This window comes from Sinobaca sp. TMA16-18 (assembly GCF_059510535.1).
Genome location: NZ_JCAKFM010000002.1, coordinates 299747 through 316106 on the forward strand (window position 1 = coordinate 299747; position 16360 = coordinate 316106).

The 16360-nt window shown below is 45.0% G+C and carries 14 protein-coding genes; 7 read left to right on the top strand and 7 right to left on the bottom strand.

Annotated elements, in window-relative coordinates:
• Window positions 1-195 precede the first annotated feature (195 nt).
• Entirely contained in the window at window positions 196-1968 is a 1773-nt protein-coding gene (locus AC5W14_RS05215; protein WP_496193843.1) for an SLC13 family permease, read from the bottom strand.
• A 167-nt stretch (window positions 1969-2135) separates the two neighbouring features.
• Between AC5W14_RS05215 and AC5W14_RS05220 the strand changes: the two genes are divergently transcribed.
• Complete coding sequence (locus AC5W14_RS05220) at window positions 2136-2702, top strand: NAD(P)/FAD-dependent oxidoreductase (RefSeq protein WP_496193941.1); 567 nt, start codon at window positions 2136-2138, stop codon at window positions 2700-2702.
• A gap of 46 nt (window positions 2703-2748) precedes the next feature.
• Here the strand turns inward: AC5W14_RS05220 and AC5W14_RS05225 are convergent, their stop codons facing one another.
• The 3 genes from AC5W14_RS05225 to AC5W14_RS05235 form a co-directional block, all read right to left on the bottom strand.
• The gene (locus AC5W14_RS05225) at window positions 2749-3150 is read right to left on the bottom strand and encodes an Asp23/Gls24 family envelope stress response protein (RefSeq protein WP_496059827.1); all 402 of its coding nucleotides are present in this window, start codon (window positions 3148-3150) and stop codon (window positions 2749-2751) included.
• Between the two features lie 35 nt (window positions 3151-3185).
• Window positions 3186-3755, bottom strand: a complete 570-nt coding sequence (gene amaP / locus AC5W14_RS05230) for an alkaline shock response membrane anchor protein AmaP (protein WP_496059826.1) — start codon at window positions 3753-3755, stop codon at window positions 3186-3188.
• Between the two features lie 133 nt (window positions 3756-3888).
• A complete protein-coding gene (locus tag AC5W14_RS05235; RefSeq protein ID WP_496060093.1) occupies window positions 3889-5313 on the bottom strand; it encodes an alanine/glycine:cation symporter family protein in 1425 nt (474 codons plus the stop codon).
• A gap of 880 nt (window positions 5314-6193) precedes the next feature.
• Here AC5W14_RS05235 and AC5W14_RS05240 point away from each other — a divergent pair.
• From AC5W14_RS05240 to AC5W14_RS05260, 5 genes are all read left to right on the top strand, one after another.
• Complete coding sequence (locus AC5W14_RS05240; protein WP_496193844.1) at window positions 6194-8998, top strand: bifunctional diguanylate cyclase/phosphodiesterase; 2805 nt, start codon at window positions 6194-6196, stop codon at window positions 8996-8998.
• The gene (locus tag AC5W14_RS05245; RefSeq protein WP_496059824.1) at window positions 8995-10617 is read left to right on the top strand and encodes a thiamine pyrophosphate-binding protein; all 1623 of its coding nucleotides are present in this window, start codon (window positions 8995-8997) and stop codon (window positions 10615-10617) included. Before AC5W14_RS05240 ends, AC5W14_RS05245 begins: the two co-directional genes overlap by 4 nt.
• A gap of 113 nt (window positions 10618-10730) precedes the next feature.
• Window positions 10731-11090, top strand: coding sequence for a winged helix-turn-helix transcriptional regulator (locus AC5W14_RS05250; protein ID WP_496059823.1), 360 nt, complete (start codon window positions 10731-10733; stop codon window positions 11088-11090).
• Window positions 11091-11209: 119 nt separating this feature from the next.
• Complete coding sequence (locus tag AC5W14_RS05255; RefSeq protein ID WP_496059822.1) at window positions 11210-12046, top strand: SDR family NAD(P)-dependent oxidoreductase; 837 nt, start codon at window positions 11210-11212, stop codon at window positions 12044-12046.
• 84 nt (window positions 12047-12130) lie between these two features.
• Window positions 12131-12820 (top strand): YqcI/YcgG family protein, encoded by a 690-nt coding sequence (locus AC5W14_RS05260; protein WP_496193942.1) that lies wholly within the window; start codon window positions 12131-12133, stop codon window positions 12818-12820.
• A gap of 28 nt (window positions 12821-12848) precedes the next feature.
• Here the strand turns inward: AC5W14_RS05260 and AC5W14_RS05265 are convergent, their stop codons facing one another.
• Complete coding sequence (locus AC5W14_RS05265; RefSeq protein WP_496193845.1) at window positions 12849-13493, bottom strand: uracil-DNA glycosylase; 645 nt, start codon at window positions 13491-13493, stop codon at window positions 12849-12851.
• Between the two features lie 33 nt (window positions 13494-13526).
• Window positions 13527-14153 carry a uracil-DNA glycosylase gene (locus AC5W14_RS05270; RefSeq protein WP_496193846.1) on the bottom strand — a complete coding sequence of 209 codons (627 nt, stop codon included), beginning with the start codon at window positions 14151-14153 and terminating at the stop codon, window positions 13527-13529.
• A 98-nt stretch (window positions 14154-14251) separates the two neighbouring features.
• Between AC5W14_RS05270 and AC5W14_RS05275 the strand changes: the two genes are divergently transcribed.
• Window positions 14252-15022 (top strand): TSUP family transporter, encoded by a 771-nt coding sequence (locus tag AC5W14_RS05275; RefSeq protein WP_496193847.1) that lies wholly within the window; start codon window positions 14252-14254, stop codon window positions 15020-15022.
• Between the two features lie 36 nt (window positions 15023-15058).
• Here the strand turns inward: AC5W14_RS05275 and AC5W14_RS05280 are convergent, their stop codons facing one another.
• Window positions 15059-16225 (bottom strand): M20 family metallopeptidase, encoded by a 1167-nt coding sequence (locus AC5W14_RS05280; protein ID WP_496193848.1) that lies wholly within the window; start codon window positions 16223-16225, stop codon window positions 15059-15061.
• Window positions 16226-16360: the final 135 nt, after the last annotated feature.

The window sequence follows — 16360 nt, forward strand, 5'->3', positions numbered from 1 at the left end:
TGCCTCAGCTAAAGAGGAAAATAACGCCCTCTTTATCTTCACCGATGGCTGTTCTGCAGGAGTCACCCCTGTATATTTTTCTTCTCCTCTTTTCAACAAAGTATTAAAAGAATTCAAGATCGTGTATAAATATACAAGGTGAAATAGTTTCTCGACAAACTGTAAAGCAGCTCTCCTCACAGAGAGCTGCTTTTTTTATACCCACAGCAGGTGAACCATTGTTACGGTAACAATCATATACATAATAGTGAGCGGCAGGCCGACTTTAATATAATCCGTAAATTTATAGCCGCCGGGGCCGTATACAATTAAGTTGGTCTGATAGCCGATAGGGGTGATAAAGCTTGCAGAAGCCGCAATGGCAATCGTAACGAAGAGCCCCATTGGATCGATGCCGACCTGGCCGGCTGACGCGAAAGCGATCGGAAACATAAGCACAGCGGCCGCATTATTCGTAATAACTTCAGTGAATATATTTGTAAGAATGTAGACAGCTGCAATCGTACCGATAATACCAACGCCGGCCGTCCAGGAGACGAGATAGGTGGCAATAAATTCAGCGGCCCCTGTCTGCTGGAGGGCGGCTCCAATACCGATAGAGCAGGCAATAAGAATCAGTACGTTAAAGTGCACATAATTTTTTGCCCCTTCCAGCGTGATGGTTCTCGTTAATATCAGCACGATAACCGCCAGCATGGCAGACATAAACATCGACAGCACGTTTGTAGAAGCCAGAAGAATCATGCCGATGAGAGTGAACAAGGCAATGAGTGACTTTTTTTGAGGAACCAGTTCCTGCTGTGCTGTAGTATTCATGAAATAAAACAGCTTGGATTCTTTATGCTTTTCCGCAAATTCGCGGTCACTCAGCAAAAGCAGTGTGTCCCCGGGCTTTAATACGATATCGCCTACTTTGTTCTGGATACGCGCCTGGGCACGATGAACAGCGACTACGCCGGCCTGGAAACGGGACCGGAACTGATTTTCCTTTAGTGTAGAATAAGCGAGCGGAGACTGGGATGGAATTACGACTTCATTCAGCACTGCCCGGCCGTTGCTCAGTTCATCAAGCTCTATATCCGTGCCGGTTTCCACACGAAGGCCTTTTACCTGATGAAGCTCAACAATCGTGGATAAAAGCCCGGTGAAAATCAAACGGTCTTTTTCTTTTAGTTGATAATAGGAGGGCACCGGCGCAATTCGTTCGGTCCCGCTGATTACTTCAATTAAGTACAGCCCTTTTAAATTGCGGAGGCCGGCTTCTTCAATCGTTTTCCCGATTAAAGGAGAGGCTGCAGTGATACGGCTCTGGGCCAGATATTCTTTAGCGTGCTCCGTGAAAGACTCTTCTGAGCTTTTTCTTACCGGAAGAAGTTTATAGCCTACCGTGCTTAAATAAAGAATACCGATTATGCAGGCCGGGAGGCTGACAGCAGTCAGCTGAAACATAGAAAACCCTGCCATGTCCTGATCAAGCATCAGACCGTGGATAATTAAGTTGGTGGAGGTACCGATTAATGTAAGCGTGCCACCAAAAATAGCAGCATACGACAAAGGTATAAGAAACTTGGATGGAGCGACATTGTGCTTTTTGCACCAATCCTTAATTACAGGAGTGAACATGACAACGATAGGCGTGTTATTAAGAAAAGCAGATAAACTGGAGACCGGAAGCATCATACGCGGTATCATAGCGCTGGATCCTTCTTTTTTACCCAATGCACGGTAAACAAGCTGGTTCAATACACCGCTCTGCTGAACCGCGCCTGCAACTATAAACAAAAGGCCGACAGTAAGCATCCCTTCGTTGGAAAATCCGACGAGGGCATCAGCAGGAGCCAAAATGCCGGTAAACATGAGAAAAGCCAGGGCACAGAAGACAATAAAATCAGGCCGGGCTACTTCTTTCATTAAACAAATAAGCATAATAATAATCGTGCAGACAACAATGACAGCTTCCAGACTCATGGTGCAATCCTCTTTTCCAATAATTAATGCCTAGTAAATGAATAGGTTTTATTGGATTATATAAGATTTTACAGATGCTGTCTATTCTTATTTGAAAAGAAAGCCGTCTGGTTTACATGAGCAGGAATTCGGAAATAGAAGATAAACAGAGAAAAGGGGAGATATCTATGTATGATATTATCGTGATTGGAGCCGGGCCGGCCGGTTCAAGTGCAGCAATATTCGCTGCCAAAGCCGGAAAACATACGTTAGTAATTGATAACGAACAGAGCATGACGAAAGCCGCATGGGTGGAAAATCATTACGGCATCCCGGAGACTGCGGGACCGGACCTGCTGGAAACAGGGAAAAAACAGGCGGAAAAACACGGGGCAGAGCGTGTTACAGCAACGGTAATTAAAATGGAAAAGCTGGAAAATGGTCGAATAAAAATATATTTGGAAGACGGAGATTATGAAGCAGAACATGTTTTGTTAACAACTGGAAACAATCCCCAGCTGCCGGAAGCGGCAGGTATTGAAATGGAAGAAGGCCGGGAGCCCCGCATTAAGAAAATTGTAAAAACAGATGCGGCCGGCCGGACGTCAATGGAGCATGTATGGGCAGCGGGGACGATTGCCGGAGCAAGTGTGCATACGATCATTACTTCCGGTGATGGGGCCCGGACCGCTGTTAATATCATCAGCGAAATGAACGGAGAACGTTATGTAGACCACGATGTACTGAGAAAATAATAAAAAGCATGCAGAGCTGTTGTTCAGCCTGCATGCTTTTATTTAGTTAAGCAATCGATTCTTCCCGGGGGTGTTTTTCAATGTTTTCAACAAAAAGCTTTACGCTTGTAACAGTAAGGGCTGTCATAGGCTGAAGTGCTTCTGTCACTGCTGCTTTTACACGTTGATGAAGAGATTGAAGATTTTCTCCGTAGCGTGCCGTAACGGTTAATTCAATAGAAAGAGATTGGCCATCTATAAAAGCCTGGACGCCTTTCCGGGGATTGTCGCTGCCAAGTCTTTCTGTCATACGGTCGGCGACATTTCCGCTCATTTCAACAATGCCCTGTACATTCCTGGTAACAGAAGCGGCTGTTTTTTCGATAGCTTCCCGGTTATATTCAGCCGGGGTTATGTTTGCTTCTGCACCTTCCGGATGAATTCGTCCCTGGTGGGGGTTGTGTTCCATAGTATCACCTCATTTTCCTGCCCTGCCGGGCTTACTTATTGTACTTTTTGTTTGGAGCGCTGAGAAGGAGCTTCTGCGCCTTCTACTTTAAGGTTCAGGCTTTTAATGGTTACTTCCGCATAATTTTCGACATCATGACGGATGGATTCCTCTACTTCCTGTGATAAGTAGGATTCGTCTGCCCGGTCATTGGCCCTTACGGTTACATTAAGTGTAACGACATTTTCTCCAGCACGGGAGCAGGACACATCTACATGCCTTACACCAGGCTTTGTAGCAGCGCTTTTATGAGCGATATCTTCTACAGTTTCCATAGGCACCTGGATACTGCCGTGAGAAGAAGTTGTGTTAATGTACTTAACTTTCTTTGGTTTTTTCTTTGGCTTGAGGGCTGGGATAAGAAATAGTAAGCATATAAGTGCCCATGCACACACAATAATTAATCCAATCCACCAGCTCTGTGACATATAAGAAGCTTGAAGAAAGTAGGTTTCTACGGCCTGCAGGGCGGGCTGCCATTGGAAGAGTCCTGCAATAACAAGTCCTGCCAGGGCTAAGTTCAATAATACAAATAGAAATAATAAAAAGCGTAAAAGAATAGTCATCGTTTGTTCCTCCTTTCTCATTAACGCAGTGTATTGCTTACTAGATACCCGAAATACAAAGGTTGTAACCCATATGAAAAGTATCGTTTTTTATAATAAAAGCCGGCAGGGACTGTCCTGCCGGCTTTTATGCTTATTCTTTTGTATCGTCTTCTTTATCCCAGGCTTCTACATTCTTTAAACCTGGAATCGTATTTTTGTAAAAAATAGGATCCTGTCCTGATTTTTTCTGACGTCTATAGTCATTTAATGCAGCCACTGCCGTTTTGGTAAGCAGTGTAATTGCTATAAGGTTCACTACAGCCATCGTACCCATAAACACGTCAGCCAGGTTCCAGATCAAGTCCAGCGAAAGCATGGATCCGATAAGCACCATAGCTAGAAAAGCGATACGGAAAATCTGTACATACAATCGGTTTTCCGTAATGAATTCAATGTTTGCTTCCCCGTAGTAATAGTTACCAAGCAGGGAACTGAAAGCAAAGAAGAAAATAGCGAGAGAAACGAAAGTCTGGGCCCAGGCTCCAAAGTGCGAGTCAAAGGCCATCTGTGTCAGTTGGATGCCTTCCATTTCCCCAACAGTATGAACATCGGCAAGAATGATAACAAAAGCTGTCGCACTACAGATGATAAGGGTATCTGTAAACACGCCAAGTGCCTGGACAAGCCCCTGTTTAACCGGGTGGGTGACATAAGCTGTAGCTGCCGCGTTTGGCGCACTACCCATACCAGCTTCGTTGGAGAATAACCCGCGCTGAATCCCATTCATTAAGGCAGCAGCAACCCCGCCCCCTACAACTTCCTGAAGTCCGAATGCATTTCCGACAATAAGCGCAATGACTCCAGGAAGTTCTGTAATATTCATGAACATTATAATAAGAGCGGCAAATATGTAAAGAAGGGCAAAGACAGGAACAATAATTTCAGCTACAACAGCAATCCGGCGGATACCACCAAAGACTACAATACCGATAAGGAAGGCGATCCCAATACCGATAAAGAGCGGATCAATATTATAAGAACCGCTGAAGGCAGCAGCAATTGTGTTCGACTGAACGGCGTTAAAGATCAGCCCGAAACAAAGCGTAATCAATATGGCGAAAAGAACGCCCATCCACCTGGCACCAAGAGCTTTTTCCATATAATAAGCAGGGCCGCCGCGGAATCCGTCTTTATCTTTTACTTTATAGATCTGTGCCAGCGTGCTTTCCACAAATCCGGTAGCAGCACCAAGCAGGGCAATAATCCACATCCAGAATATAGCACCCGGACCGCCGACGGTGATAGCAATAGCAACACCGGCCAGGTTCCCGGTACCAACTCTTGCCGCTGTACTGATAGCAAAAGCCTGAAACGGAGTAGTCCCTTTTCTTTCTTTGAATCCCTGATGATTTGTGCCTTTAAACAGCTGAGTTACCATTTCTCCAAGTAATGAGAATTGAACAAAGCCTGTTCGGATAGTAAAGAAAACTCCGAGAATCAACAGCATTGCAATAAGTACGTAGGTCCAAAGCAGGTCGTTTGTAAAGGTCACTGCTTCTCCCAAAGGGGTGTCCATTGTAAACCAATTTGCCATGGTAGGCCTCCTTTTAAAAGATATGTTTGTATAAGGTCATAATACATAATATCATACAATTTTCGCTTATCATGTATAGAATATAATAGAAGAAAAAAACATTTATTCAAGAGAACGGAGAGAGTATACAGCAACTGCATATATATTCAAATATTCCTGCAGATGTGACAGTTCAAGCGATCATAGTTTAACAATATTACCTAATACTATTTTTGTATCCGCTTTAATACACTGTATAAGTATATAATATCGTGGTACGGGTTTAATCAGCTATTATTCTGATAGTTAGTTAATGAATATTTTTGTATTTATATACATACATATAAATATTTTTTGATTTAATTTTTCTTTTAAAATCTTTTCGACTACTATTTTTGTAATTCGGGCACGACATCGGCAAGGGTGGCGTTGTTCTATATAGTGAAAGTGATGGCAGCAAGACTCTGTTCAATGTTTGTAGAAGTGATCTGTCATAGACACCCCGAAATATAAACTGCTGAAGCCACTATTCAATGCCGGTAACCATTTTTTCTAAATAGTCCTATACTAAACTTTTAAAATATGCTTACGGAAATGGTATAATAGGCGATATTAGGGATATAATGGATAATGATAATACACTCACGACGAACAAAAAATTGAAAATTCGTTTAACTTTCCTCTTTTTCAGGAAAAGTATAAAAGGACGGAGCAAGTAACAGCCAGTTGAAAATCTGTCCATTACAATCTCTTTGCAAAAGAAAAACGTGCCCAATCATAAAAATAGATATATTATGTATAATGAGTCATTTTCTTCGAAACGTACATATATATAACAGATCATCTGGCTGTACATATTCATTTAAAAAGGGGGGAGATAGACATGAAACAGCAGGACCGATATACCAGACTGGCAGAAGTAACCCGGCTTATTAATTCAAGGCTGGAGCTAAAAGACATGCTGAATCATGTAGTAGAGGCTATTTCTGAAGAAGTGGTCCTCTGTGATTCAGTCGGTATCTATCTTCCTCAGGAAGACGGCACCTATAAAGGATTTGCCGGGAAGCCCGAATTTATTAATGGCAGAACTCTGGATATGCATGTAATAGATCCGGAAACAGACATGCTGGCCCAGCAGATTATTGAAACAAAAAAAACAATTTATATTCCGAGCATTACTACAGACGAAAGACCGGATGCAGACGCGGTGGATGACTTTAAAATCCGCTCGCTGCTTGCTTCTCCTATCGTTTTTGATAACGAGATTTACGGACTGGTTTTTCTGTTTAATTACAACATGCCAATGGAATTGACTCAGCAGGAAATTGAAGCAGTCGAGGCCTACATTAATATGACGGCAGTGGCCATCCGGAACGCCAATGAATTAAAGCGGAAAGAATCGCTGATCGCGGAAAATGAATTAATACTGGATGTGACGAAAGCTTTATCGATGAATCAATCCGTCGAGGAAGCGATTGAAACCTGCTTTTCCTACCTGGAAAAAGTGCTGTACAACAAAAACGCCGGCATGCACTTTATCGAGGCTTCCATGAGCCGGTATATTAAACCGCGGAGCTTGAATCACAAAAGCGAATGGTCTGAAAAAGCCTGGAAAGACGCGCATCAAAAAGTAAACTTAACCCACAGCGAAGATCAGCTGTTTCAATACGTAGTAGAGAATAGACGGTCTGTGTATTTGTATGATGCCACAGAAGACCCTAGAACACATAAAGAGGCGATCAAAGAATTTAATATCCGCAGCCTGCTCATGCTTCCGCTTATTTCCATTGGTGATGTACTCGGAGTGGTGGCAGTTCCGCAGTTTATGGGAGCGGAGCCTTATTTTACAGAAACTCAGCAGGCAAAAGCCCGATCAATTGTAGATGCCGTTGCCCCTGTCCTTTCCACGCTGATCTATATGGATAAACAGGAATTGATCATTCAGGACCGGACGTCCGCTCTGCTGAAAAAGAATGAAGAACAGGCAGAGAATGTAAAAGAACTGGAGCGTCTAAGTAAAGAGAAGGCAATGATCCTCGATGCAGCAGGGGAAGGTATATTTGGTATTGATACAAAAGGGTATGTGACATTCTGCAATCCTGCAGCGCTTAATATGCTCGGTTATCAGGAGGACACGTTTGTGGAAACGCGGCACATTCACGACGTATTCTCCACCCCTATTATGGAAAGCAACCCGGAGAGCAGCGTTTTTCATCAAGAACCTAAGCTCTCCGCTGAATTTTTTAAACGAGAGGACGGCACGCTGTTTCCGGGAGAATATGTGCTCTCCCCGATCCTGGACATGAATGAGATAAAAGGCTATGTTATTACGCTTCGGGATGTTACCCAGCGAAAGGAAATGGAACAGAAAATCAGGTACCATGCCTACTATGACAGCCTTACCGGGCTTGCAAACCGGGTGCTTTTTAAGGACCGTGTCCAGCAGGCACTTGGTTATGCGGAAGATAACAAAGAGAAGCTGGCAATTTTATTTTTGGATGTGGACCGCTTTAAAAATGTGAACGACTCAATGGGACACGAACACGGGGATCTTTTGTTAAAGCAGGTGGCCTACAGGCTCCGGGAGGTAATGGGGACCTCTGATACGCTGTCGCGGCAGGGAGGGGACGAATTTACGGTTCTTCTTCTCGGGAAAAATAATATTAAAGACGTCCAGTCTAAAGCCAACTCTATTGTTGAAGCGTTTCAGAACCCGATTACTATTAATGAAGTCGATCATTTTATTACGGTCAGTATGGGAATCAGTCTCTACCCATTTGACAGCGATAATGTAGAAGGACTTCTAAAGCATGCGGATACAGCGATGTATCGCTGCAAAGAAGCCGGCGGAAACCAGTTTCAGTTCTATCACCCTGAAATGGAAACCGAAATGATGGAGCGGATGAAGCTGGAAACGGCTTTATTCAAAGCATTGGAATATGAAGAAATGGATCTTCACTACCAGCCGCAGTTCAATATGGAAACTAAAGAGCTGGTCGGTATTGAAGCATTGATTAGATGGGACCATCCTTCGTATGGCAGACTGAGTCCGGATTTGTTTATTTCGCTTGCGGAGGAAACCGGCCTCATTATTCCGATTGGCGAATGGGTGCTGCGTAAAGCCTGCAGACAAATGCAGGCCTGGATGAAAGCCGGAATGAAACCGGTTACGATTGCAGTGAACATTTCGCCGCGCCACTTCAGTCATGCTTCCTTTATTGAAAACGTTCAGGTGATCCTGGCAGAAGAAAAAATTGATCCGGGACAGGTGGAGCTCGAACTTACAGAAAATCTATTAATGCATAATAACGACAAAAACGCCGAAAAGATGGAAGTACTCCGCAGCATGGGAGTAGATCTGGCGATTGATGACTTTGGAACAGGATACTCTTCTCTCCGCTATTTAAAAGATTTTCCCGTCAGCTTGTTAAAAATAGACCGTTCCTTTATTGACAGCATGAACAAGGATGCAAAAAGCGCGGCCATTACCAAGTCGATTATTACGATGGCCCATAACCTTGAATTAAAAGTAATGGCTGAAGGAATTGAAACAGAGGAGCAGGTAGAAGCTCTGCTTGAACAAAACTGTATTTACGGTCAGGGCTATTTATTTTCCAGGCCCATGGCAGCAGAAGGCATATTCAACACGTACGGCCCAGTCGAAATAAAAAGGGGATCAGGCGAATGAAAACAGCACGCCACTTAGTGGAATATTTAAAATCTGGAGGAATTGAATATATTTTCGGCATTCCTGCCGGGTCGGTCAACGCTTTCTTCGACGAGTTATACGAAGAACCTGGAATGGAGCCTGTTATTACAAAACATGAAGGAGCAGCAGGCTATATGGCATGTGCGTACGCTAAATATTCCCAGTCTTTGAGTGTGTGTGTTGGAAGCAGCGGCCCGGGAGCCACAAACTTTATTACCGGAGCAGCCAACGCGATGAGAGAACAGCTGCCGGTGCTGTTTCTGACGGGAGCTGTGCCGGTAGCTTCCAGGGGGTTAAACGCCTCCCAGGAATTAAATGTATCAGATGCGTATGAAAGCCTGACAAAATACAGCGTGACGATTCCAACGGCAGAAGCATTTATGCCGGAAATTGAAAAAGCGGCGGCTATCGCTTTAGAAGGCATACCGGGACCGGTTCATGTGGCTCTTCCTATCGATCTGCAGCTCACTTCCGTAGAGCAGGGGGCATTGGCTCCTTTTCCTTCACTGGAGAGGTCCGAGCCGGATATGGAGCATGTTCAGGAAGCGGCAGCGCAGCTTAATAGTTGTAAAAAAGGTATCATCTTCGCAGGTCAGGGTATCCGCCAGTCTGCTGACGAGGTGGAGGCTTTAGCAGAAAAACTTCAGTGGCCTATTGTAACAAGTCCGCAGGCGAAAGGCATTATCGCTGATTCCCATCCAGCAATGAAGGGGATTTTTGGATTTGCCGGAATGGAAGAGGCGTCTGAGATAATGAATGATGCGGGCTATGAGACGATTCTGGTGCTCGGTTCCAGCCTGGGCGAAACAGCGACCAACAATTGGAATCCCTGCATATCAACCGATCGTTATGTTATCCAAGTGGATCATGACGTCAGTGTATTCGACCGCAAGTATCCGGTCGATCTTCGCGTTGAGAGCGATCTTGCTTTATTTCTCCATCAACTGCTGCCTTTGCTGGAAGCGAAGCCGATGCTTCAGGAATACGAGGAGAAGCCGGCTCAAAAGCCGCATGTATTTAATACCCAGACGGTTCTTCATGAGATTCAGTCCCTTCTTCCGGCTGATACAAGGTATATAGTGGATATAGGAGAATTTATGGCCTATGTGGTCCATCATATGAAAGTGCTGGAGAAAGATACCTTTGATATAAATGTACACTTTGGAGCGATGGGAAGTGCTATTGGAGGGGCTATTGGCGCAAAAATAGCACAGCCCGAAAAGCCAAGCGCCTGCATTACCGGGGACGGCTGCTTCTTTATGCATGGAATGGAAATACTTACAGCAAAAGAGTACAATCTGCCTGTTGTGTTTATTGTTATCAATAACGCCCGGCTTGGCATGGTCCATCACGGCCACAATCTTCAATATAAGCGTGTGCATAAACGCTTCAGCCAGAAGCCCGTTTCCATTAAAGCGATGGTGGAAGCAATGGGGATTCCTGCATTTAAGGCATCAAGCCTCGAAGAACTTGATCAGCTGAAACAGGAACAGCTTTTTGACGCAGATGGTCCATCCCTGCTGGAAATTGAACTAGTCGATGACCAGGTACCGCCTATGGGAGACCGGGTAAAGTTTTTATCGTCTTTCGGTAAATAAGCAATAAAAATACGTATTTTTTTCTAATTTAGAAAATAGACTACTTTGAACCCTTACAGTTGACATTTGCGTTGTGATATAATATAGAAAACGCAAAGAAGTGAGGAATTATCATGGCTCAATCAGATAAATGCACAACCGATAAATGCATGATCACGAACGCGATGGACCTGCTCGGCAAAAAATGGGTCGTTCTTGTCATGTATAAGCTGCTTAATGGGCCGCGCCGCTTTACGGAGCTGGAGGCAGACATGGCAATCAGTGGAAGATTACTATCCGAACGCTTAAAGGATCTGGAAGCTGCCAATATGGTAACCCGCAGGATCTATCCGGAAATTCCACCCCGCGTGGAATATGAATTAACGGAGAAAGGCAGAGGCATTGAACCGGTTATTCAAGAAATTTATGCCTGGGCCGAAAAGTGGGAAGCCGCTGATATGGAACACAATAAACACCTGGTAGATCATAAATAAACGTTCTGTGGAGACACTTTCTCCACGGGACTTTTTTTATGGAGAAAAGAGGGTTCGCTTGTAAATAGAAAAATACGGGTATAGGTGGAAAATGGAATGTAACAGAAAGGGCGTATAAGATGAAAAACATCGTAATTACTGGAGCAACAAGCGGAATTGGCCGAGAGACCGCCCGTATTCTGGCAGGACAGCAGCACCGCGTAACCATTATTGGTCGCAGCAAAGAAAGAGGGACATCCACAGTAGAAGCATTAAAGCGGGAAACATCAAACCCGGACATTTTCTTTTATCAGGCCGATCTTTCTCTAATGGAGGACATTGAGGCTGTGGCAGCCAGATTAGGAGAGGAACTTACGGTTATAGACGCATTGATTAATAATGCAGGTGCTCTTTTTGAAAAAAGGACGGTAACAAAAGAACAGTTCGAGGAAACGTTTGCTTTAAACTATTTAGGCGTGTTTCTGCTTACCTATAAATTACTGCCGCTCATGAAAAAAAGCACGGAGGCTCGTATCGTTAACGTATCTTCCGTCGGTCATAAATTTGCACGGTTTGAACTGGATAATCTGCAGGGAGAGAAAAAATATGGAGCGATGAAAAGCTATGCGGGGGCTAAATTGTATTTGAATATGTTTACATATGACTTAGCAGACCGGCTCGAATCCGAAAACATTCAAGTGAACGCGATGCATCCCGGCAATATTTCAAGCGGTTTTGCCCTGAATAACAAAGGACCTTACCGATTGCTTCACTACTTTACGAAATATGCAGGGAATTCGTTAAAAAATGGCGCCCAATTGGAAGCCGACCTGGCGGTTTCTGAAAGCTATAGGGAAATGACGGGTAAATACTTTACGCCAAAAGGAGAAGAAGCATCGTCTGCTGCTTCTTATAATAAAGAAAATCAGAAAACGCTCCGGAAGATATCTGAATCGATGCTCTCCTCTTATTTGTGACGTTTGACTTCTGACCTTTGGGGTATGGAATAGCAATACGCTATAAGGAGGAATCTATTGAAAACATTACTCACAAAGCAGGACATGGAAGAGGGCACAGATCTTCCCGAGTGGCTTCTGCAGGAATACCGCACATTCCACGATACCGTAACCGATGCTTCATTCCCGTGTTATTTTGGAATGAGAGCAGAAAATAAAGGTGAACTACGGTATGCCTATATAGAGCATAAGGATTGGTCGGCCCTGCCGAAGGCGGTGGGAGAATTTCTGGAGTTGTTCCAGGAGCCGCCTTTCACGAGACATGGCTTGTTTGTATTCGTGGAGCCGGAAGTTACGGAGGGCACGATGGATCAGTATAGAAGCCAGTTCTGGAACATTTTACAGTTTCTTCATGAAGAAGATACACAAAGCTGGCCGGCTGATAAACCAAGGGACCCGGAGCATTATTTATGGGATTTTCATTTTCATAAAGAACCTATTTTTGTATTTGGCAATGCTCCGGCCTACAAACAAAGAAAAACCCGTGACCTTGGGCGGAGCCTCGTGCTGGGATTTCAGCCACGCAAAATATTTGAAGGTCTGGAAGGAACAGAAAAAGGCGGCATTATGTCGCGTGAAAAAGTAAGAGAACGTGTAGAAAAATGGGATAACCTGCCTAAGCATCCGGATATCAGTCATTTTGGCGATCCGGAGCATAATGAATGGAAACAATTTTTTATAGGCGACGATGCAGAACCGATAAAAGGAAAATGTCCCTTTCATTACGGCAAATAGAAAGAAAGCAGGGAGCTTTCCTGCTTTTTTATTTTGGCCTTCCGATTGTTTTTTGGTTTAGATGGTCCCGCAAAGTATTTAGATGTTCGTACATAAAAGTTTCAAGAGAACGGTTATATAAAAGAGCGGCCGGATGATAAATAGGAAATAAATAATGTTCCCTGCGGGACCACTGGTAGTCGTAGCTGTCCGGTGAAGTGAGCTCCAGTATGCTTCGCTTTTGAAGAATACCGGTGACAGAGGACATCTTTGGATTTTCCCCAGTAAGGCGGCGGTACGCGATTTTTCCCATTGGAACAAGAACTTTGGGCTGAAACGTCTGAATTTCGTAATCGAGTACGGGGGCATGGGCCGCTGCTTCTTTTAAAGTCGGCGTCCGATTGTATTTCTTATTTGGATTGCCGGCAGCGTTTCCCCATTTGTAGGGGCGGCTTCGCACGGCACTTGTAATATAGACCTCTTCCCGGGACAGTTCAAGGTAATTGAGAAATAAGTTAAACTCTCTGCCGGCCCGGCCGGTAAAGGGAATACCATTATGAAACTCGGTTTCGCCGGGAGCTTCCCCGATAAACATAAGCTCCGGGTTTAAAGGGCCGGTTCCCGATACAAATCCTTCACACGGATAAGGGGCCAGTCGTTTCTTGGCAGCGTCTATTAATTCTTCAGGGAGCATGAGCACACATCCTTTACAATAAATGGAGAGCGGTTAAAGCATACCGGCGGTCAGCGCTTTTTTCAAGTTATCCAAATGGGCATAAATAGTCTGATCCAGAGAACGATTATATAGGGAAGCGGCCGGGTGGTACAGGGGGAAAATGAAATACTCTTTTTCCGACCAGACATAGCTGCCGGATTCTTTCGAATACTGTCGGATGGGAGAACGGATAACGCGGCCTGCCGTTTCCGATACAGCATAGTTTTTGCCGAGCAGCCGCCAGTAAGGTGTTTTTCCCATTGGCAGCAGGACGGATGGACTGGCACTGCTGATTTCGTAATCAAGGAGCGGCGCATGGGCCAGAATCTCTCTTTTGGAAGGAGTTCGGTTATACTTGCGGTCTTTCCCGTTTTTTTCTTTTACTGTATAGGACCTGCTTTTTATAGTGCGGGTCACGTAAACGTCTTCGAGCGGATAACCAAGGTACTCAATATATTGAAGAAATTGTTTTCCAGCCCGCCCTCCGAAGGGGTCTCCTTTATATATTTCTGTCTCGCCGGGAGCTTCCCCAATGAAAAAAAGCTCAGGACTGACAGGGTTTTCCCCATCCAGAAATCCCTCGCATCGATAGGGAGCCATCCGTTCTTTGGCTTCGGCGACAAGTTTTTTCGGCAGCATAAAGAAAAAATCTCCTTTCCAATAGAAATGACATGCCGTTTTCTGTATAGTATAGAAGGTTAGTAAATGGGAATAAATGAAGAGCAGGAGTTTTACATATGGAAGATATATCACTCTACGTCATGTTGTTTTTAATTATAGCAGGATTTCTGGCAGCTTTTATTGATTCCGTAGTCGGAGGGGGCGGAATGATTTCCACTCCGGCGCTGCTGGCGTCGGGACTGCCGCCTTCTACAGCACTGGGGACGAACAAATTGGCAAGTACGATGGGTTCGTTTACGAGCATGATCTCTTTTATGCGAAACGGGCAGATCAACAAGCGGCTCGTCTGGATTTTGTTTCCGCTCTCCTTTGGAGGTTCTGTGTTTGGTGTGTTCATTGTCCAGCTGCTGCCTCCGGACGTGCTGGAGCCGATTATTTTAGTGCTTCTTATTATAGTAACCATTTATACGATTTTAAAACGCGATTGGGGAATGGCTTCGACATTTAAAGGGATATCCATGTCGCTGCTTATATTTGCCGGCACCGCAGCGTTTGTTATCGGATTCTACGACGGGTTCCTGGGAGCAGGAACCGGTTCATTTCTCTTATTTGCGTTTCTCATGATGGGGTTTAACTTCGTAGAAGCGGCAGGTAATGCGAAAGTACTGAATTTCGGAAGCAATATTGCAGCTCTTATTACATTTATCAGCTTTGATTCGGTTCATTTTATTTATGGAATTACGATGGGGATTGCGATGGTGGCGGGTGCATACATGGGGGTGAATTTCGCTATTAAACAAGGCGCTGCCTACGTGAAGCTCCTGTTTGTCGTCGTCACTGTTCTGTTAATTGCGGTTAATATTTGGGAGTATATGACGGCATCTTAAAACGACCCCCTCACCACTGGTGAGGGGGTCGTTGTGTCAGTTTTGCTGCCTGTTAAATTCTTCTTTTACTTTCTGAAGCAGGAACGGCTGGTCGAGCAGATCCAATGCGGTCATGGCCATCGCCTGCGCTCCTGTAAGCATATCGTCAAACCCGCGCCGGCTTCGTGCCGCCTGTTCAAAGCCAGGGGTATGGCATGCGTAATCTTCATCTGTAATCTGGATGTACGGATGAATAGATGGAACGACGTGGCTGACGTTCCCCATATCTAGTGATCCCCCTCCGTCTTTTTGCTCCCGGACAGCTGAAGCATCTACACCGGCTTCAACTAAACGAGAGGTGAAAGCGGAGGATAGGGTTTCGTTGGTTGTCATATCGTCATAAGAGAACTCGTAGTTGGATATCTCAAGTGATGTTCCCGCCGCAAGAGAAGCCCCGCGTGCGCAATTTTTCACCTTTTCGGTAATCTTATCAAGATCGCGTCTTCTGCCGGCCCTTACATAGAAGCGTGCTTCAGCATAGCCCGGTACAATATTGGCCGCTTGTCCGCCTTCAGTAATTATGCCGTGAATACGGACGTCGGAAGGCACATGCTGACGCATGGCATTAATGCTGTTGAATGTTTGAATCACTGCGTCAAGGGCGTTAATCCCCTTTTCCGGAGAAGCCGCCGCATGGCTGGATTTCCCTTGAAAAGCGAACTGAACAGCGTCCATAGCAAGAGACGTCCCGCTTTTTTCGTAATGGCTGTACGGGTGAATCATCATAGCAGCATCTAAGTGGTCAAAAATACCGTTCTCAGAAAAAGGTACCTTGGCTCCCCGGGTTTCTTCAGCAGGGGTGCCGTATACATAAAGAGATCCCGATTTGTCATCCATGGCCTTGCTTGCGGCAACAGCGGCGGCCGCTGCCATCGTGCCGATTAAATTATGACCACAGGCGTGTCCGAGTCCCGGCAGGGCATCATATTCAGCCATAAACGCAATATGAGGACCGGGAGTCCTGCCATGGTAAACTGCTTCAAATGATGTAGGAATGCCATCAATGCCGGTCGTAACATCGAATCCGTGCCTCTGCAGAAGCTCTGCCAAAGCAGCCGATGCTTTGAACTCTTCATGACCCAACTCCGGATGGCTTCCTATGTAGTCGCTTATTTTGAAAAAATCGTCTTTCCATTTTTTCAAAGTGTGTGTAACGTGTTCCATTCTATGCGGCCTCCTTTCTGTTAGTCTAGCATAGGAAAAGAAAGATCCGCACATAGAAAGAAATAAAGATATTTCCGCGGAAGTACTGCCGGACATGGAACATGAAGGATCCCTCCTGCAGTAATGCCTGCCGGT